This window comes from Vibrio toranzoniae, assembly GCF_024347655.1.
Taxonomy (GTDB): domain Bacteria; phylum Pseudomonadota; class Gammaproteobacteria; order Enterobacterales; family Vibrionaceae; genus Vibrio; species Vibrio toranzoniae.
On record NZ_AP025514.1, the window covers coordinates 2,019,085 to 2,037,594 of the forward strand.

Here is an 18,510-nt window from a genome sequence, read left to right on the forward strand (position 1 = left end):
AGTGCAGATTAGCTTTTGCACTTCGCCATTTTACTACGAGAGAAATAAGCTAATACAAAACACACAAAAACAAATGCTAGAGATGCAGAGCTAAATGCAATAGCAATCGATGCAGTCATACCTAGGGTGATAAAACCGATACACGACACGAGTGCCACAGACAACGCGTAAGGAAGCTGAGTTGCGACGTGATCAATATGGTTACAACGAGCCCCTGTCGAAGAAAGAATCGTTGTATCTGAGATAGGAGAACAATGGTCACCAAATACAGAACCAGCCAGAACCGCACTGAGCATCGGCAGAATTAGCGCGATATCAGATGCTGCAGACATATCACCCGCGATAGGTAACATGATACCGAACGTACCCCAAGAGGTACCTGTTGAGAATGCCATCAGGCCAGCAAGAAGAAACAAGATAACAGGTAGCCAGTGGTAGTCGATGTTGCCCGTCGCTAGAGATGATAAGTACGAACCTGTTTTCATGTCGCCGATTACAGAACCTATTGTCCATGCAAACACAAGAATTAAGATAGCGCCAAACATTGAGCTTGCACCAATCCACATCGTTCTTGCGATGTCAGACATCGATAGCTTCTGCTTGAACACGGTTGCTAACGCAAACAACAAGCCAATAATACCACCATAAACAAGAGACTTACCTACATCAGTGTTTTCGAATGCACCTAGGAGGTTGAATGCTTGGCCATCAGCAGCCAGCGCTTGGCCGCCTGTGTACAGCATTGCGGCAACGGTCGCTACAATTAACGATACGATTGGCATCACTAGATCAGATACAGAACCATTATCGCTCTCTTTAATATCTAGCTCTTCGTTTAGATCGTGAGCTTGCTTTTGATCGTTGTCTCCGTCAAAACCGCGGCCTTGAGATGCTTCAATTTCATGTTCACGCATTTTACCTACGTCTAAGCCGAACCATGCAACGGCAAACACCATAAGAAGTGCAAATACCGCATAGAAGTTCATTGGAATAAGACGAACGTAAGCACCCAGCGCAGAATACTCTGTCACACCGTGTGTTACTAAGATGCCACCAATAATAGTAATGATGTACGCACCCCAGCTAGAAGCTGGCATGATCACACACATTGGAGCCGCAGTAGAATCGAGAATATAAGCAAGCTTAGCGCGCGATACGTAGAAACGGTCTGTGACAGGGCGAGAGATAGCACCTACCGCTAAGCTATTGAAGTAATCATCAACAAAGATGAATACACCTAGGAAAGCAGCAAGTAGTTTTGAACCACGTTTGCTCTTAACACGGGATTGAGCCCACTCAGCGAATGCACGAGTACCGCCAGACAGTGTTAACAGTGCAGTTGTCATTCCAAGAATAATTAGGAATGCGATAATGCTCATGTTCCATGTATTAATACCACCATCTTCGATGAAAACTCCTGAAGCTTTGGTAAACACGTAGCTAGCTGCGTTCCCTACTGAATAGTCAGCAAGTAAAATAGCCCCCATAGCGATACCAACACCCAAAGAAACCAATACACGACGGGTAACAATAGCAAGACTTAAAGCCACAAGTGGAGGAAGCAAAGATAAAGGTGATGTTGCGAAATCTATTAAATTCATGATCTTCAAGAACCAGTTTTTTATTTGGCTAGAGATCTACTGCAGATAAACTTGATACGATTTATCAAGCTCATGTTGAACTAAGCGAAAGGGAAGTGAACACTTCACCCAACCCTACAGTAGCGCTCCATAGTTTAAAATTAAGACTATGGCAGTGTTGTACCTATTGAGCACAACCCCAGCAAATTGCTTAGATATACAATTTACTTCGGCAATTACACCTTTCATTCTCGTTCATTGGCATCACCCCAACGATAACTACTCTTCATAATTGCACCTCTACGTGCGATAACATCATTAACCATTGAAACTAGAGTTTAACAATAAATTAACTGAAGCATCGCATCAGGTAGCCGCAATTGTACCCATCAAAAGCAACAATGCAACATATCATTCCGAGAAAAATAGGGTTTTGTTAGTGACGTAATACCAGAAAATAATCAACATAAGGTTGCTGCTCTACAAGTCACATATCTATTTTTAGATACTCTAATGATTATTAGAAATTCAATAGAGGAATGTATCTCTTCATTTTCAACTATTCATCTCACTTTTATATTTAAATAACCTTTACTAGAAATACTATTTGTTTTATTCCTGTGCTCTGTTTATTATTAGCAGGATTATTTGGTTTACCTTGATGGGAAATATCATGTCTGAATTAACAAAAACTTTATTAAATATCCGCAGCCTTCGTGCATTCTCACGTGAATTAACTCTTGAGCAACTTGAAGAAGCGCTAGACAAGCTAACTATTGTTGTACAAGAGCGTCAAGAATCTGAAGCTGAAGAACGTGCTGCTAAAGCAGAACAAGAAGCTAAGCTTTCTGCTATCGCTGAACAAATTGCAAAAGACGGAATTGATGTTGCCGATCTTATTGCAGCTCTTTCTGGTGAAGCAAAATCTAAAACAACTAAAGCTAAACGCGCTCCTCGCCCAGCGAAATACAAATACGTAGACGCAAACGGCAACGAGAAAACTTGGACAGGTCAAGGCCGTACGCCTTCAGCTATCCAAGAGCAACTAGATGCTGGTAAATCCCTAGAAGAGTTTGCAATCTAGCTAAACCTTCAGTGGGTGACTCACCACACACTCAACAATTGAATTAATATTACAGTCGACCAAAGTATTATTTACGGCTTCAATATATTCAGAAATAAAAAAGGCTTCTTTCGAAGCCTTTTTTTATATTTCATTTTTAGCACTAGAAATGAATTTGATAAGTAAAGCGTATTATCTTTCCCAGTAAGCTTCTTCTAGGCTATCTTCTCTTTCAGGAAGACCACGAGATAAACGAGGTGAGTGTTGAACTAACACTTCATAACTAGCACGGTTTGAATATTTACAAACTTGTGAGAAAGAAGAGTACGTCAAGAATGAATGTTGGTGCTTACTTGAATTTGGTACATTTTCTTTATGGTATTTATTTGCCGCCATATCATGTAATAGAGCAGACAACGCCGCATCACCAGCACCATTCGTATTTTTGATCGTTTCTGGGCCACCCATGTAAGGGGCAATATGAGAATAGATCTTAGTCGGGTTCTCACATAAATCTTTATGCGCAGGACGGCTAAATTCAAAACGGTTGAATTCTGCAATTGAACCAGGAAGTAAAGGCAGTGATGTTTCACGCTTTGCTGCATCTTCAGTGTAACCCGCCATGAATAGGCCAACAGGGCCAGCCGTACAGAGAACTAAGTCCACCCACTCTAGCGCTTTGTCTGAGGCAGCAAGCGGATCACTTTCACCGGTTAGGGCTTCCGCTTCATCTTCGTTCATTGCAACAACCGTTACGTGCTGCTCTAAGAAGTCTTTCCAAAATTCAGGATCATCTTGAATAACGAACTTTGTACCTAACGTTAAAACAACGGGCACATCATATTTTTTCGCATATTCAATAGCTTTCATCGTTGCTTCAGGCATAGGATCACCTGGCTTACAACGAACTAAATATGCCGTTAATACTAAAGCAGAAGCACTTTTGAAAATTTTCTCTGGAATACTTTCTGGATTTAATTGGTTCATCTGACCTTCGCTGATTGCGAAAGTACGTTCACCATCTTCTGTAATTAATGCAAAGCAGCGACCAATTGCGCCATCTACCCCTTGTAAGTGGTTCAGATCCATTCTGCTTGATGTATTACATAAATAGCGGTAACCATAGCTACCAATCTTAATATCTTGACTCATTACACCAAGCAGTGTTGAGCGATCATCCGCCAGTACTGAATAGTTGTGTAATGTATTACCAATTGTGCCACCAGCGTACTCATTGGTAATTAGGCAATGTTCTTTTAATTCTTGATATAAAAACTCAGCGGCTTCGTCACCGATAACCAATGAATGCCCTTTACTTAAACCATACTTCTCAATAAGTTCGGAACTCACTTTTGCTTCAATATCCACCAAAGTTTGGTCAATACCGATAATATGAGTGCGTGACATTCTTTTACTACTTTGAGCTTGGCTCACTAGAGGGTCACGTGCGTGAACCGGAAAGTAATGCTTTGATTTACGTTGTCCAGGGAATTTCATAGGGCTAGTCTAAGTCAAGGGGAAATAGGTGGCGGATTCTACCGCGCTATATTTAACGCGGCAATCTTTCAAACTATAGCAAACGTTTGCCGAACTATTTTTTTATTCGCCTTCCATAAAGCTTAGATCAGGCAGCATTCCTAAATGCTCTGCATAACGCTTTTGATTAAACTCTGCACCGTTCTTCATTACATCAAACACTTCAATTGCTAATGCACACGCCATCGCCGCAATCGCCTCTTCACGAGGAGTGCCTGTCATCATTAAACGCATTAGCGTCTCTTTTACTTTTACAGGTTCGCCATCTTCAAGCTGATTTTCAATAATCTCAATCAACTCTTCTTCTTGCATAAATTCATTTTGTTCAGACATTTTTTATCTCAGGTCTTGGATTTCGAGCGACTATGCCACATATACTTCTGACATCCTAGCGACTCACCTCGCTCTCATGCAATTCTCTAACAAAGTCAGCGCACTATTTTGTGCAAATGAAACTGTGATTCCGGTCTCGGATCTGTCACGGCGTTTCTCTTTCTGTTAGAATCTGCGACCAAGTAATAGTAACGGTGTTTAGACATGTCAGATATCAGCTCTGGAAACAGCGAAAAGAAAGTAATTGTCGGTATGTCCGGCGGTGTAGATTCGTCAGTATCGGCGTATCTTCTTCAGCAACAAGGCTATCAGGTAGAAGGCCTTTTCATGAAAAACTGGGAAGAAGATGATAACGAAGAGTACTGCACGGCAGCTGAAGATCTTGCTGATGCTCAAGCGGTATGTGACAAATTAGGTATCCACCTTCACACCATTAACTTTGCTGCAGAGTACTGGGACAACGTATTCGAATACTTCCTTGAAGAATACAAAGCAGGCCGCACGCCTAACCCAGATATCCTTTGTAACAAAGAAATCAAATTCAAAGCATTCTTAGAGTTTGCGGATGAAGTGCTAGACGCAGACTACATCGCGATGGGTCACTACGTTCGTCGTACTTTCCCAACTCAAGAAGAACTAGATGCTGGCGTTAAACCAGAAATGCTACGTGGTCTAGACAGCAACAAAGACCAAAGCTATTTCCTCTACACGCTTAGCTCAGATCAAGTAGCACGCAGCCTATTCCCCGTTGGTGAACTAGAGAAGCCTGAAGTGCGACGTATTGCTGAAGAGCAAGACTTGATCACTGCGAAGAAAAAAGACTCTACAGGTATCTGCTTTATTGGTGAGCGTAAGTTCACTGAGTTCCTAGGCAAATACCTACCAGCACAACCGGGTAACATCGAAACGCCAGAAGGCCAAGTGATTGGTCAACACCAAGGCTTGATGTACCACACACTAGGTCAACGCAAAGGCCTACATATCGGCGGCACCAAAGGCGGCGGCGGTAATGAAGAACCATGGTTTGTTGGTGAAAAAGACCTTAAGCGTAATGTACTTATCGCAGTACAAGGTAAAGACCACCCGCTTCTTAAATCAGAAGGTTTGATCGCATCTCAACTTCATTGGGTAAATCGCACACCAATTACTGAAGTTATGACATGCACGGTAAAAACACGTTACCGTCAGACCGATATTCCTTGTACAATCATCCCAATTGATGACGAGAACATTAAGGTTATTTTTGACGAACCACAGATCGCAGTGACTCCAGGTCAATCCGCGGTTTTCTACCAAGGCGAAGTATGTCTTGGTGGTGGTATTATCGAAAAACGCATCTAACTAATCAAACGAACGACAACGATAGAAGACAACTAGGAGTTACTACGTGGCTAATACACTTTATGACCGTACTATTGCTTTCGCCGGGATTTGCCAAGCTGTGGCTTTGGTTCAGCAAGTAGCAAAAGACGGACATTGTGATAAAGATGCCTTCGAAGCTTCACTCAGTGCCATTGTAAATACCAACCCAGCGAATACCGTGGGCGTATTTGGACGTGAAGCGAACCTAAAGCTTGGCCTTGAGTGCTTAGTAAAAGGTATCGATAGTACTCCTGCGGGTAGCGATATCACTCGTTACATCATCAGCTTAATGGCGCTTGAGCGTAAGCTATCTTCTCGCAACGATTCTATGTCTCAGCTGGGTGATCGCATTCAAACTGCAGAACGTCAAACGGAGCACTTTGATCTGTTTGACGAGCAAATGATCAGCAACCTTGCGAGCATCTACCTTGATGTTGTCAGCCCTATCGGCCCACGCATTCAGGTTTCTGGTACGCCGGCTGTACTTCAACAGACATCGAGCCAACATAAGGTTCGCGCACTGCTTCTATCAGGGATTCGAAGCGCTGTGTTATGGCGTCAAGTTGGCGGCAAACGTCGCCACCTTATCTTCGGTCGCAAGAAGATGATCGAGCAGGCTCAAATCCTACTAGCTCGAATGTAATTTATTAGCTCGCGCCTCGTCGCGAGCTTGTTTTTTGTATCAACACAACTCTCACGCAAACGATTGCGCAATGTGCGTGACAATTGAGATTGTTACTGGTATAAACCTCTCAAAATTTAGAAAACTCAATTCAGGAGAACACCATGGAACTGTCAGCATTGACTGCTGTTTCACCAGTAGACGGCCGTTACGGAAGTAAGACTATTGCATTACGCAGCATCTTTAGTGAGTTTGGACTGCTAAAGTACCGCTCTATCGTTGAAATTCGTTGGTTACAAAAGCTTGCAGCTACTGATGCAATCAAAGAAGTACCAACGTTCAGTGCAGAAGCTAACCAGTTTCTTGATGAATTAGCCGCTAACTTCAGCGAAGAAGACGCTCTTCGTATCAAAGAGATCGAGCGCACAACAAACCACGACGTAAAAGCGGTTGAGTACTTCTTGAAAGAGAAAGTTGCGGGCGTTCCTGAACTTCACGCAGTTAACGAATTCATTCACTTTGCATGTACTTCTGAAGATATCAACAACACATCTCACGCACTTATGCTTAAAGAAGCTCGTGACACAGTGATTCTTCCAGAAATTCGTAACGTAATTGATGCTATCAAAGCACTTGCGAACGAGTACCGTGACATTCCTCTACTGTCTCGTACACACGGTCAGCCAGCTTCTCCTTCTACTATGGGTAAAGAGATGGCTAACGTTGCGTACCGTATGGAACGTCAATACAAGCAAATCGAAAGCGTTGAGATCCTAGCGAAAATCAACGGCGCGGTAGGCAACTACAACGCACACCTTTCTGCATATCCAGAAGTTGAATGGCACCAGTTCAGCGAAGAGTTCATCACTGAATCTCTTGGCGTAACTTGGAACCCGTACACAACTCAAATTGAACCTCACGATTACATCGCTGAGCTGTTTGATGCTGTTGCTCGTTTCAACACGATTCTTCTAGACTTCGACCGTGACATTTGGGGCTACATCGCTCTTGGTCACTTCAAGCAGAAGACTATTGCTGGCGAAATCGGTTCTTCGACAATGCCGCATAAAGTTAACCCAATTGACTTCGAGAACTCTGAAGGCAACCTTGGTCTAGCTAACGCTGTATTTGGCCACCTAGCACAGAAACTTCCGGTCTCTCGCTGGCAACGTGACCTAACTGACTCTACGGTTCTTCGTAACCTAGGTGTTGGTGTTGGCTACGCAATCATTGCATACACTTCAACTCTGAAAGGTATTAGCAAGCTAGAAGTTAACCGTGAAGCGCTACTTGCTGAGCTAGACAAGAACTGGGAAGTACTAGCAGAACCAGTACAAACAGTAATGCGTCGTTACGGCATCGAGAAGCCATACGAGAAGCTTAAAGAGCTAACTCGTGGTAAGCGTGTAGACGGCGAAGGCATGCGTGCATTCATCGACGGTCTAGAGATTCCTGAAGACGAAAAAGTTCGTCTGAAAGAGATGACTCCAGCAAACTACATCGGTCAAGCAATCGAGCTAACTGACAAGCTGTAAGATTCGAATTTCGAATCGCAGAATAGACTAAGGCTTCCCATGTGGAAGCCTTTTTGTTGCGCGCAATAAAGTGTATCGATACAAGAGCCGTCGGCAAAAGAACAAGTACTCCCTCTTAGTTCCCTACTCACATCAGTCCATTCACGCCACCACCAAACACGCATACCTCAGGAACTTGCTGTCTTAGATACCAAGATCAAAAAAGGCCTCCCGAGGGAAACCTTTAGATTTATCTTATCGACTAGCGATGGCTAATCATATTAGAAATTACAGATTACGTAGAGACGCAATACGCTTATCTAGTGGTGGGTGGCTCATTAGCAGCTCAGTAAGAGACTTCTTACCGTTGATACCAAACGCCATCATAGAACCTTCTAGTTGTGGTTCGTGGCTCACCTTTAGACGCTCTAGCGCGGCAATCATCTTCTCTTTACCCACTAGGTTCGCTGCACCTGCATCGGCATGGAATTCACGATGACGGCTGTACCACATCGTAATGAAGCTTGCCAAGAAACCAAACACCAATTCCAGCACCATAGACACACCGAAGTACACCATCATGTTGCTGCCACCCTCTTCTTCGCTGTCATTCGACGCAACAATGTTGGCGATAAAACGAGATAAGAAGATAACGAACGTGTTCACAACACCCTGCATTAACGTCATGGTCACCATGTCGCCGTTTGCGATGTGGCTCACTTCGTGCGCTAATACCGCTTCAGCTTCATCACGCGTCATGTTGTGTAGCAAGCCTGTTGATACCGCTACCAATGAATCATCACGCTTAGCACCCGTTGCGAATGCGTTGATGTCTGGCGAATCGTAGATCGCCACTGTTGGCATACCAATACCAACTTGTTGAGCTTGACGGCTTACAGTCTCCATCAACCAATGTTCTGTTTCATTACGTGGGCTTTCAATGACCATGCCGCCTACTGAGCGTAACGCCATTTTCTTTGACATCATCAATGAAATAAATGAGCCGCCAAAACCAAATACCGCAGCCATTAACAGCAAGCCTGAGAGGCTTCCTGGTTGCATACCTGTGACTGCGTATACAATATTAAGAACAACACTTAGTACCAATACAACCGCAAGGTTGGTTGCAAGGAACAACATTACTCGCTTCATTACTTATCTCCGCATGAAAGCTGTTTTTATAAAACTTATTGTTATAGACAAGGCAGACAGCAATATATTTCAACCTTGAAGACTTATACTTACTTATACATATAGTCTTAGATTAAGAAAACAAGGTTAAGCATTAAATTGCAACATTTGATTACGAAGCTGCATTCGGATTGCTCGCATTCTATTAGACCTAAGTCGTATGGCATCGATATAACAATCCGTTTACAGTGGCTTCAGATGATTTATTGGCTTGTCCATGTACAACAAGGGAACAATCATGGTTGAAGGTACTAACACTCAAATGGCTATTGATTTACTGTGCTGTCACCTAGGGATTACTGAAGAAGAAGCAAAGAAACAGATCGGTATTCTTACGCCACAAGCAGCGCAAACCAATATAACAGAGACACAACAAGCGCTAATGGGACTGACAAAAGAGCATTAATCCCAAGCTTCTACATAGGCTTAAAATAGCAAAAGGGCTGCAATCGCAGCCCTTTTCTTGTTTCACGTATAGCTTGAGAATTAAAGCTCAAGCAATGGCTGTACATTAATGTACTTACCAATATTCTTAGACTTCGCTTTTGGTACGTAAGGGATCTCACCTAACTTTGGCGCACCAAGCTTATCTTCAAGCATCGCAATAATATCAGCGTAATGTTCAGTGCCTGGGTTAATGCGGTTTGCTACCCAACCGACTAGGTTTAGACCATCTGCACGAATCGCTTCTGCGGTTAGTAGAGCGTGGCTCAAACAACCCAGCTTAATACCTACCGTCAATACAACGGGAAGCTGCTCTTTCTTAACCCAGCTAGACAAGTATTCGGCATCTGAAACAGGCACACGCCAACCACCAGCACCTTCAACTAAAACGATGTCAGAGTTTTGCTTATGCTGTTCTAGCTTAGCTGATAATACCGCTGCATCAATCACTACGCTGTCATGCTTTGCCGCGATGTGAGGTGATGATGGCAGTAGCAACGCGTACGGGTTCACGTCTTCGTAAGCAATATCTTGCGTCGCCGCTTCTTGAAGATGCAACGCATCACTGTTACGTAACCCTTCAGGGTATTGCTCGCACCCTGCAGCAACTGGCTTGTAGCCAATTGTTGATAAATCTTGTGCGGCCAAAGCTTGAAGAATCGCTTTTGAAACCACAGTTTTTCCCACTTCGGTATCCGTACCTGCAATGAATAATGCATCAATCATAATTGAATAACCCCTAAACAAACTTGATATGTTGCTGGTAAGAAACCTTGATGGTTTTTGAACTCTCGATATTCCCGTTCAACAAGCTGCAACATACGGCGACTTGTTAAACCTTGTGAGCGACCACTTACGTGATTAGCGCCGATACCTTTAAGGTCGCGCATCAGTTCAAACGCAGTGTCATACCAAACGGTGATGGTGGGCAAGTCTAGTTGATGAGCAGTACAGCTAGATTGCGCTAACGCAATTTTTACCTGATTGATTGTAATAAAATGGTTAACGTGTTGATGTGCGTCAATTTTGGACCATGACTTTTCCAGTTCAAACAGTGACCCATCAAGCAAAGTTGAGAAAATCACACGTCCACCAACCGCTGTAACACGCTTCATCTCTTTCAAAGGCGACGATAAATCGTCACACCATTGCAACGCTAAGCTAGAAAAAACGACATCAAAACATCCATCTTCAAACGGCAACTGTTCAGCGTCAGCTTGTTGATATAAAGAGACCGATGCGCCGCAACGTTGTTCTGCCGCTTTTAACATTCCAACAGATAGGTCAGCACACACTACCTCAGCACCACGCTTCGCTATCTGTTCGGAGAAATAACCCGTACCACACCCTAAATCGAGCACCTTTAAACCTGAGAGGTCGGTTGGTAACTTATCCAGTAGTCGATGGCCAACATCGCGCTGAAACTCAGCGTGTTTGTCATAGGTTGTTGCTGCTTTACCGAAGGCTTCGGCAATCGCATTCTTATCTTGGCCTACGTAATTATGCACGACTGCTTCTTGTGACATTTACTGAGCCTCATTATTTATTTCGGTGTTAGTTTCGCTATTGGGTCCAAAGCTTGATTCACCTGATTGAACGTTTCTTTCCACTGCTTGACGTAACGAGCGGGTTAACTGAAGAATCTGCTTTTGAGTGTGATTGGCGGTTAGTGTAATACGCAGACGCGCTGTCCCAGTCGGAACCGTGGGTGGCCTAATTGCAGTAACCCAAACTTGGTTGTGCTTTAATTCTTCAGCAACAGACCGTGCTGCCTGTGCTTCACCGATCACAAACGGCTTAATCGGAGTCTGAGTATCAATAAAACCTTGTACGCCATTCATCTGCTCTGCATAGAGAGCCCCTAGCTCGGTTAGCTTCTCACGACGCCACTCTTGCGTCTGAATCATCTGACACGCATGAGACAAAGCCACCGCTTGTGAAGGTGGCATCGCCGTCGAGTACACATGATGGCGAGCAAACTGAGTTAAGTAATCACCTACTTCTGACGAACACAAAATCGCAGCACCAGAAAGGCCAAATGCTTTACCAAAGGTCACCACCAAAATATCGGGGGAGATTTGTGCCGCACTGCAGCTCCCTGCCCCTTCATCACCTAATACGCCGATACCATGGGCATCATCAACCACCAACCAACTGTCGTATTGATTGGTCAGGTTAGATATTTGATTAAGGAGAGCCTGGTCGCCATCCATGCTGAACACGCCTTCCGTCGCAACCAAAGATTGTGGAGAACGGCTCAGTAGCGACTCTAGATGTTGCGTGTCGTTATGCTTAAAACGTTTCATTGTTGCAGGCGAAAGCATCCCCGCTTCCATCAAAGAGGCGTGGTTAAGTTTGTCTTGCAGCAATGAATCGTCTTTTTCGAGCAGAGAAAACAACAAGGCTTGATTAGCACTGAAACCAGAACTAAAGAGAATGGCACGTTCAAAGCCAAGCCATTCACACAGTTGAGCCTCTAAATTTCGATGAGCAGGACTAAAACCCGTGACCAATGGCGATGCAGCACTGCCGGCGCCATACTGAGAAAGCCCAGTTTGCCACGCATTCACCAACTCAGGATCGTTTGCCAAGCCTAAATAGTCATTACTCGAAAAATTGATGAAGCGAGAGCCTTCGCAAGTAAGCAAAGGGCCATTACTGTTTTCGAGTACCTTAAGTTGACGAGTTAACCCTTGCTCACGGCGATGAGCAAGGGCACTTTTGATGCGAGATTTAAACAGTGGCATCGTAGAACATGTCATCTTTCGTTGGACGAGCAGCAACGCGCTCCACCACTTGATCTAACAGTTCGTTTTCTTGAATTTCATCAGGCTTCTGAGCCACTTGCTGGCTGTTGATACCTAACTTCTTAAACAACTGCATGTCCGTGTCTTCATCTGGGTTTGGCGTCGTCAGTAGCTTACAGCCGTAGAAGATAGAGTTCGCGCCAGCCATGAAGCACATCGCCTGCATCTGTTCGTTCATATTCTCGCGACCTGCAGATAGACGAACCGCAGACATTGGCATCATGATACGAGCAATCGCAATCAACTTAATGAAGTCAAAAGATTCAACATCATCGACGTTTTCCATCGGTGTGCCTTTCACTTTTACGAGCATGTTGATTGGCACACTTTCAGGGTGTACTGGAAGGTTCGCTAGCTCTACAAGAAGGCCTGCGCGGTCATTGGTGCTTTCGCCCATACCGATGATGCCACCAGAACAGATCTTCATTCCTGCATCACGAACGTGAGATAAGGTATCTAAACGATCTTGGTAAGTACGAGTGGTAATAATGCTGCCGTAGAACTCTGGAGACGTATCAAGGTTATGGTTGTAATAGTCCAAACCTGCGTCTGCTAATTCACCTGCTTGATCTGGCGTTAACATGCCCAGTGTCATACAGGTTTCTAGGCCCATGCCTTTCACCCCTTTGATCATGTCAGTTAGGTGAGGCATATCGCGTTCTTTCGGGTTTTTCCATGCCGCGCCCATACAGAAGCGAGTTGATCCCGCATTCTTGGCTTTTTGCGCCGCATCCAAAACACGCTCAACTTCCATTAAGCGTTCTTTGTCAACATCCGTTCGATAGTGAGCACTTTGAGGGCAGTACTTACAATCTTCAGGGCAAGCACCTGTCTTTATCGATAAAAGCGTACTCACCTGCACGTGGTTGTGCTCTTGGTACTGTCTATGAACGACTTGAGCTTCAAACATTAAATCCATAAACGGTTTTTCAAGCAGCGCTGTTACTTCAGCAACTGTCCAGTCATGACGAACTTCCACGTGTCGATCCTTTTTTATTTTTTGATGTTGCAACTCTGTGTCTAGAGTTTGCATTTATGCTTGGCTAGTCTACCGACAAGCTTTAGACTGTCAACAAATTGATAATATCAAAAGTTTACATGTGGTTACTTTTTAATCACAACCAAGAATGGAAGTTACTATGGATCTCGCCTTTGATCGCCAGCATATCTGGCATCCCTACACATCAACGTTAACACCTCTGACCTGCTATCCAGTCACCAATGCAGACGGTGTTTACTTAGAATTAGAAGGCGGAAAAAGAATTATTGATGGCATGTCGTCTTGGTGGTCAACCATTCACGGCTACAATCACCCAGAGCTCAATGCTGCAGCTCATAGCCAAATCGATAAGGTGTCACACGTTATGTTTGGTGGTATTACTCACCAGCCTGCCATCGATTTATGTAAGAAGCTTTTAAATCTAGCACCCAGTAATCTTGAGCATCTATTCTTGGCCGATTCCGGCTCAGTCGCCGTAGAAGTTAGCCTCAAGATGGCGCTTCAATACTGGCATGCCAAAGGAGAACCTCGTTCGAAGTTCCTCACACTCAGGGATGGCTACCACGGTGATACCTTTGCAGCGATGTCAGTGACCGACCCAGATAATTCAATGCACAGCCTCTACAAAGGCTTTTTGCCTGAGCACATTTTTGCAGATTCACCGAAAACAGGCTTTTGGGATCAATGGGACGCTAACGACATAAACAGCTTCCGTGAAAAGCTAGCAACACATCATCAAGACGTCGCAGCCGTGATCTTGGAGCCGATCGTTCAAGGCGCTGGCGGTATGCGTATCTACCACCCTGAATTTCTGAAACAGGTGCGATTGCTGTGTGATGAATTTAACGTATTGCTTATTTTGGATGAGATTGCGACCGGATTTGGCCGCACAGGGAAACTGTTCGCGTGTGAACATGCCGACATTCAACCGGACATTCTATGTTTAGGCAAAGCGCTGACTGGCGGCTACATGACGCTGTCAGCAACGCTGGCGAGCAAAGAAGTCGCTGATACGGTATGTGGCGGTGAAGCGGGCTGCTTTATGCACGGACCAACCTTTATGGGGAACCCATTAGCTTGTGCCGTGGGTGCGGCAAGTTTATCCATCATAGAGCAAGGCCATTGGCAAAATCAGACTCAACAGATTGAACTGCTCTTTTCTGAGTTACTGCCACCTCTGCTGGAGCATGATCTGGTTAAAGACGTTCGCTGGTTGGGCGCAATTGGCGTTGTTGAAACTCACACGCCTGTCGATATGGAAATAATCCAAGCCCACTTTGTTGAACAAGGTGTTTGGATACGCCCGTTTGGCAGGTTGATTTATATGATGCCTCCTTTCATTAGCAAGCCTGAGCACATCGAACAACTTGTTTGCGCCATTGATAGCGCATTAAAAGATAGCCACTGCTTTACTTAACTCATGCAGGTCGCGTCTTATACGTATACCTTTATCTTATCGCAAATAAAAAACCCAGCCGAATGGCTGGGTTACAAAATTAATAGGACTCTAGGAGCTGCCTAACCAATGTGCGTTACGCCGCCCATGTATGGTTGAAGTACTGCTGGGATAGCAATACGGCCGTCAGCTTCTTGGTTGTTCTCAAGAATAGCAACCATAGTACGACCTACAGCAAGACCAGAACCGTTTAGTGTGTGCACAAGTTCAGGTTTCTTCTCGCCTTTACGACGGAAACGAGCTTGCATACGACGCGCTTGGAAATCCCACATGTTTGAACAAGAAGAAATCTCACGGTAAGTCTCTTGTGCTGGAACCCATACTTCTAAGTCGTAAGTTTTCGCAGAACCGAAGCCCATGTCGCCCGTACATAGAATCACTTTACGGTAAGGAAGTTCTAGAAGTTGAAGTACTTTCTCAGCGTGACCTGTTAGCTCTTCAAGCGCTGCCATTGAGTCTTCTGGCTTGGTGATTTGTACTAATTCAACTTTGTCGAATTGGTGCATACGGATAAGGCCACGAGTGTCACGACCGTAAGAACCCGCTTCAGAACGGAAACATGGTGTGTGAGCTGTCATCTTAAGTGGCAGTTCAGCTTCGTCAGTAATCGTGTCACGAACCATGTTCGTTACCGGTACTTCCGCAGTAGGGATAAGCGATAGAGTCTTAAGAGGAACATCACTCACTTGTTCAGTCAGCGGACTTGTGTGGAATAAGTCTTCGCCGAACTTAGGAAGTTGACCAGTACCGTATAGGCTATCGTGGTTCACTAGGTACGGTACGTACATTTCTGTGTAGCCGTGCTCATCAGTGTGAAGATCCAGCATGAACTGAGCAATCGCACGGTGTAGACGTGCAAATTTGCCTTTCATCACGATGAAACGAGAACCTGAGATTTTAACTGCGCTAGCAAAATCAAGACCGCCAGACATTTCGCCTAGATCTACGTGATCTTTCACTTCGAAGTCGTAAGTCTTAGGTTGACCCCAACGAGAAACTTCTACGTTGTCATCTTCGTCTTTACCATCTGGCACTTCTGCGTCAGGAAGGTTAGGAATCGACATGGTGATCGTTTCTAGCTCAGATTGAAGGTCAGCCAATGCTACTTTAGCTTGGTCTAGTTCTGCGCCTAAGTTGCCTACTTCTGCAAGGATACGCTCAGCTTCTTCATGGTCGCCTTTTGCTTTCGCTTGACCAATGGACTTCGATCGAGAGTTACGTAACGCTTGTAGCTCTTCAGTTTTCATCTGAAGGGACTTACGTTTTTCTTCAAGTTCACGAATTGTCTCTACATCAAGGGCGAAACCTCGACGTGCTAATTTTGCCGCTGTTTCATCCAGCTCAGCTCGAAGTAATTTAGAATCCAGCATTGCTAATCCTATGCTTTAGTTATTTGAATATTCAGTAGTTTGCTACTGAATCACTGCTAAACCCCTAAAACTGGTGCTATTTCGACCAATTATTAACGATTTAATTGAATTTTTATGACTAGGTAACGATATCCAAAAAAGACTACTTTTCATAGCGTTTTTGTGGGCTTTTTGCGTCCAAATCCGCCAGATAATCTAGCTTCTCGCCAATCTTGGTCTCTAAGCCTCGTTTTGTTGGGAAATAGTATTGCTTCTCTCCGATTTCAGGAGGCAAATACTTTTCGCCAGCCGCGTAGGCTCCCGGCTCGTCATGAGCATAACGATATTCTTGCCCATAGCCCATGTCCTTCATCAAAGTTGTCGGTGCATTTCGCAAATGATGAGGCACTTCATATTCAGGAAGGTTGTGCGCATCGGTTAACGCTTGTTTCCAAGCGGTGTAAACGGCGTTACTCTTTGGTGCACACGCTAAATAGACAACCGCTTGAGCAATAGCACGTTCCCCTTCCGCAGGGCCAATGCGAGTAAAGCAGTCCCAAGCCGACATCGCGACCTGCATCGCCCTTGGATCAGCATTACCGATATCTTCAGAAGCAATCGCCAATAAACGCCTAACGATATACAGAGGGTCGCAACCGGCGGCAATCATTCGCGCCGACCAATACAGAGCCGCGTCAGGGTTTGAACCACGAATCGACTTATGAACGGCAGAGATTAGGTCGTACCAAATATCGCCCTTGTTATCAAAGCGAGCGACTTTCTCACCAGCTACCTCAGCTAACAACTGCAACGTTATCGCTTTCTCGCCTTTGTCGTTGTCTTCTGCCATGTCATACAGCAGCTCAAGATAGTTGAGCGACATACGTGCGTCACCGTTGACCAGTTCAGCAAGGCGATCTAAGACGTTATCGGCAAAATTGGCAGACACATCACCCAACCCACGCTGTTTATCTTCGATAGCTTGGCAAATAACGAGGGAGATATCCTCAGTATTGAGAGAAGTCAGTTTGTAGACTCGCGCACGCGACAACAAAGCGTTATTCAATTCAAAAGAAGGGTTTTCTGTAGTCGCGCCGATAAACGTAACCGTGCCATCTTCGATATGAGGTAAGAACGCATCTTGCTGACTTTTATTAAAGCGATGGACTTCGTCCACAAACAGAATTGTTCTACGCCCGGCTTGCTTGTTTTCACGCGCTTTTTCAATCGCAATTCGAATATCTTTTACGCCCGAGGTTACCGCTGATACGCGTTCAACCTCTGCGCTCGCATAGTTCGCAGCCACTTCCGCTAACGTGGTTTTACCGGTGCCAGGAGGACCCCATAAAATCATCGAGTGAATATGGCCCGCTTCCAACGCTCTGCGAAGCGGTTTACCTGGACCCAATATATGCTGCTGACCGATGTACTGTTCAACAGTTTCAGGTCTCATACGAGCAGCAAGGGGACGAAAATCTTCGTCCCCTGCAAAATCTAAGCTGTAATTACTCAATTGCAATCTCTTGATTCGTTGATGGCATCAATGCCTATCGACTTACTACCAAACGATCTGTCAGTTTGGATCAATTTCTTTGGTCGTCGACCTCGACACCTTGCGGCGCCACAAAAGTAAAGCGGTCTGCTGCTGGCTTACCTAAGTCAACATTGCTAAAGGTAAACTCCCCTTTCTGACCATCTTGTTCAATCACATTAAAGCCCTGAACAATGCCCTTTTGGGTGATATTAATCTGGAAATCACCCTGATTAGAATCCACAGCCGTTGGCGTTAGCGTAAATTGATTACCAGTTTGCGCGACGTTGTAGTTGTCCCAATCGCTCTCTTGGTTGCGAGTCAGCAGTACAAAAGGCGTTTGTGATGTTGCTTGTTCTTGCCAGTAAATGCTCACTTGCTCAATGAACGGGCTGTAGTACCACAAGCTTTGGCCATCAGATACCAATAGGTTTTCATCAGGGAACGTAGTTTCCCAGCGGAATAAGCTAGGACGTGCAATCTCTACCGTGCCCTCACCTTCCATAACAACGTCACCATCAGGGCTAGTGACGACTTGTTTAAAGTCAGCACTAAAGCCAGCGTTCAATGCCAAGCGGCTACTCAACTCTTCTTTCGGAGAAGCAAACACTGAGAAGCTCATAAATAAAAGTGCGAATACTTTTTTCATCAATAATCCTGTTAAAACATAAGTCGGTCATATTTTCGATTTGACCGACTTAATGGGTATGAGTTCCTAGTGG

General features: G+C 44.7%; 17 protein-coding genes and 1 riboswitch. Of the genes, 6 read left to right on the forward strand and 11 right to left on the reverse strand.

Translation table 11 applies throughout. The features are described from left to right. Positions 1-8 precede the first annotated feature (8 nt). Complete coding sequence (locus OCU50_RS08945) at positions 9-1,601, reverse strand: Na+/H+ antiporter NhaC family protein (RefSeq protein ID WP_060468033.1); 1,593 nt, start codon at positions 1,599-1,601, stop codon at positions 9-11. Between the two features lie 112 nt (positions 1,602-1,713). Further along, positions 1,714-1,891: riboswitch (Lysine riboswitch) on the reverse strand. Between the two features lie 362 nt (positions 1,892-2,253). Here OCU50_RS08945 and OCU50_RS08950 point away from each other — a divergent pair. Beyond that, entirely contained in the window at positions 2,254-2,664 is a 411-nt protein-coding gene (locus tag OCU50_RS08950; protein ID WP_017057063.1) for an H-NS family histone-like protein, read from the forward strand. Between the two features lie 171 nt (positions 2,665-2,835). On the opposite strand, the gene OCU50_RS08955 is transcribed toward OCU50_RS08950, so the two are convergent. Continuing rightward, positions 2,836-4,140: an inosine/guanosine kinase gene (locus tag OCU50_RS08955; RefSeq protein ID WP_060468034.1), complete on the reverse strand. Its 1,305-nt coding sequence runs from the start codon at positions 4,138-4,140 to the stop codon at positions 2,836-2,838. Between the two features lie 102 nt (positions 4,141-4,242). Then, the gene (locus tag OCU50_RS08960; RefSeq protein WP_010439986.1) at positions 4,243-4,512 is read right to left on the reverse strand and encodes a hypothetical protein; all 270 of its coding nucleotides are present in this window, start codon (positions 4,510-4,512) and stop codon (positions 4,243-4,245) included. Positions 4,513-4,716: 204 nt separating this feature from the next. Between OCU50_RS08960 and mnmA the strand changes: the two genes are divergently transcribed. The 3 genes from mnmA to purB all read left to right on the forward strand — a co-directional run bounded on the left by mnmA (position 4,717) and on the right by purB (position 8,031). Next, positions 4,717-5,853: a tRNA 2-thiouridine(34) synthase MnmA gene (mnmA, locus tag OCU50_RS08965; RefSeq protein ID WP_017060260.1), complete on the forward strand. Its 1,137-nt coding sequence runs from the start codon at positions 4,717-4,719 to the stop codon at positions 5,851-5,853. A 46-nt stretch (positions 5,854-5,899) separates the two neighbouring features. Further along, a complete protein-coding gene (gene hflD / locus OCU50_RS08970; RefSeq protein WP_017057060.1) occupies positions 5,900-6,517 on the forward strand; it encodes a high frequency lysogenization protein HflD in 618 nt (205 codons plus the stop codon). A 143-nt stretch (positions 6,518-6,660) separates the two neighbouring features. Continuing rightward, complete coding sequence (gene purB, locus OCU50_RS08975; RefSeq protein ID WP_060468035.1) at positions 6,661-8,031, forward strand: adenylosuccinate lyase; 1,371 nt, start codon at positions 6,661-6,663, stop codon at positions 8,029-8,031. 267 nt (positions 8,032-8,298) lie between these two features. On the opposite strand, the gene htpX is transcribed toward purB, so the two are convergent. After that, complete coding sequence (gene htpX, locus OCU50_RS08980; protein ID WP_060468036.1) at positions 8,299-9,162, reverse strand: protease HtpX; 864 nt, start codon at positions 9,160-9,162, stop codon at positions 8,299-8,301. Between the two features lie 277 nt (positions 9,163-9,439). Here htpX and OCU50_RS08985 point away from each other — a divergent pair, with 277 nt between their 5' ends. Then, positions 9,440-9,607 carry a hypothetical protein gene (locus OCU50_RS08985; protein ID WP_017057057.1) on the forward strand — a complete coding sequence of 56 codons (168 nt, stop codon included), beginning with the start codon at positions 9,440-9,442 and terminating at the stop codon, positions 9,605-9,607. 80 nt (positions 9,608-9,687) lie between these two features. Here the strand turns inward: OCU50_RS08985 and bioD are convergent, their stop codons facing one another. Genes bioD through bioB form a run of 4 tightly spaced genes read right to left on the reverse strand, consistent with a single transcriptional unit; the run spans position 9,688 to position 13,431 of the window. Beyond that, entirely contained in the window at positions 9,688-10,371 is a 684-nt protein-coding gene (gene bioD, locus OCU50_RS08990) for a dethiobiotin synthase (RefSeq protein ID WP_060468037.1), read from the reverse strand. After that, on the reverse strand, positions 10,368-11,171 hold the full coding sequence (gene bioC / locus OCU50_RS08995; protein WP_060468038.1) for a malonyl-ACP O-methyltransferase BioC: 804 nt from the start codon (positions 11,169-11,171) through the stop codon (positions 10,368-10,370). Before bioC ends, bioD begins: the two co-directional genes overlap by 4 nt. Beyond that, the gene (gene bioF, locus OCU50_RS09000; RefSeq protein ID WP_060468039.1) at positions 11,172-12,392 is read right to left on the reverse strand and encodes an 8-amino-7-oxononanoate synthase; all 1,221 of its coding nucleotides are present in this window, start codon (positions 12,390-12,392) and stop codon (positions 11,172-11,174) included. Continuing rightward, positions 12,379-13,431 (reverse strand): biotin synthase BioB, encoded by a 1,053-nt coding sequence (gene bioB, locus OCU50_RS09005; RefSeq protein ID WP_016792500.1) that lies wholly within the window; start codon positions 13,429-13,431, stop codon positions 12,379-12,381. The genes bioF and bioB overlap by 14 nt, the downstream gene beginning before the upstream one ends. Before the next feature lie 160 nt (positions 13,432-13,591). Here bioB and bioA point away from each other — a divergent pair, with 160 nt between their 5' ends. Beyond that, on the forward strand, positions 13,592-14,869 hold the full coding sequence (gene bioA / locus OCU50_RS09010; RefSeq protein WP_060468040.1) for an adenosylmethionine--8-amino-7-oxononanoate transaminase: 1,278 nt from the start codon (positions 13,592-13,594) through the stop codon (positions 14,867-14,869). Between the two features lie 101 nt (positions 14,870-14,970). Here bioA and serS read toward each other — a convergent pair whose 3' ends face one another. The 3 genes from serS to lolA form a co-directional block, all read right to left on the reverse strand. After that, positions 14,971-16,278, reverse strand: a complete 1,308-nt coding sequence (gene serS / locus OCU50_RS09015; protein WP_019822476.1) for a serine--tRNA ligase — start codon at positions 16,276-16,278, stop codon at positions 14,971-14,973. A 142-nt stretch (positions 16,279-16,420) separates the two neighbouring features. Continuing rightward, positions 16,421-17,776, reverse strand: coding sequence for a replication-associated recombination protein A (locus tag OCU50_RS09020; protein ID WP_269983838.1), 1,356 nt, complete (start codon positions 17,774-17,776; stop codon positions 16,421-16,423). 64 nt (positions 17,777-17,840) lie between these two features. Then, positions 17,841-18,437 (reverse strand): outer membrane lipoprotein periplasmic chaperone LolA, encoded by a 597-nt coding sequence (lolA, locus tag OCU50_RS09025; RefSeq protein ID WP_046223800.1) that lies wholly within the window; start codon positions 18,435-18,437, stop codon positions 17,841-17,843. Between the last annotated feature and the right edge of the window lie 73 nt (positions 18,438-18,510).

Bases quoted from the DNA above. Each gene is read 5' to 3' on its own strand.
- htpX (WP_060468036.1), bottom strand. From the start codon at position 9,162: ATGAAGCGAGTAATGTTGTTCCTTGCAACCAACCTTGCGGTTGTATTG.
- bioA (WP_060468040.1), top strand. From the start codon at position 13,592: ATGGATCTCGCCTTTGATCGCCAGCATATCTGGCATCCCTACACATCA.
- OCU50_RS08985 (WP_017057057.1), top strand. From the start codon at position 9,440: ATGGTTGAAGGTACTAACACTCAAATGGCTATTGATTTACTGTGCTGT.
- lolA (WP_046223800.1), bottom strand. From the start codon at position 18,437: ATGAAAAAAGTATTCGCACTTTTATTTATGAGCTTCTCAGTGTTTGCT.
- OCU50_RS08950 (WP_017057063.1), top strand. From the start codon at position 2,254: ATGTCTGAATTAACAAAAACTTTATTAAATATCCGCAGCCTTCGTGCA.
- bioF (WP_060468039.1), bottom strand. From the start codon at position 12,392: ATGCCACTGTTTAAATCTCGCATCAAAAGTGCCCTTGCTCATCGCCGT.
- bioD (WP_060468037.1), bottom strand. From the start codon at position 10,371: ATGATTGATGCATTATTCATTGCAGGTACGGATACCGAAGTGGGAAAA.
- bioC (WP_060468038.1), bottom strand. From the start codon at position 11,171: ATGTCACAAGAAGCAGTCGTGCATAATTACGTAGGCCAAGATAAGAAT.
- OCU50_RS08945 (WP_060468033.1), bottom strand. From the start codon at position 1,601: ATGAATTTAATAGATTTCGCAACATCACCTTTATCTTTGCTTCCTCCA.
- OCU50_RS08960 (WP_010439986.1), bottom strand. From the start codon at position 4,512: ATGTCTGAACAAAATGAATTTATGCAAGAAGAAGAGTTGATTGAGATT.
- purB (WP_060468035.1), top strand. From the start codon at position 6,661: ATGGAACTGTCAGCATTGACTGCTGTTTCACCAGTAGACGGCCGTTAC.
- serS (WP_019822476.1), bottom strand. From the start codon at position 16,278: ATGCTGGATTCTAAATTACTTCGAGCTGAGCTGGATGAAACAGCGGCA.
- OCU50_RS08955 (WP_060468034.1), bottom strand. From the start codon at position 4,140: ATGAAATTCCCTGGACAACGTAAATCAAAGCATTACTTTCCGGTTCAC.
- mnmA (WP_017060260.1), top strand. From the start codon at position 4,717: ATGTCAGATATCAGCTCTGGAAACAGCGAAAAGAAAGTAATTGTCGGT.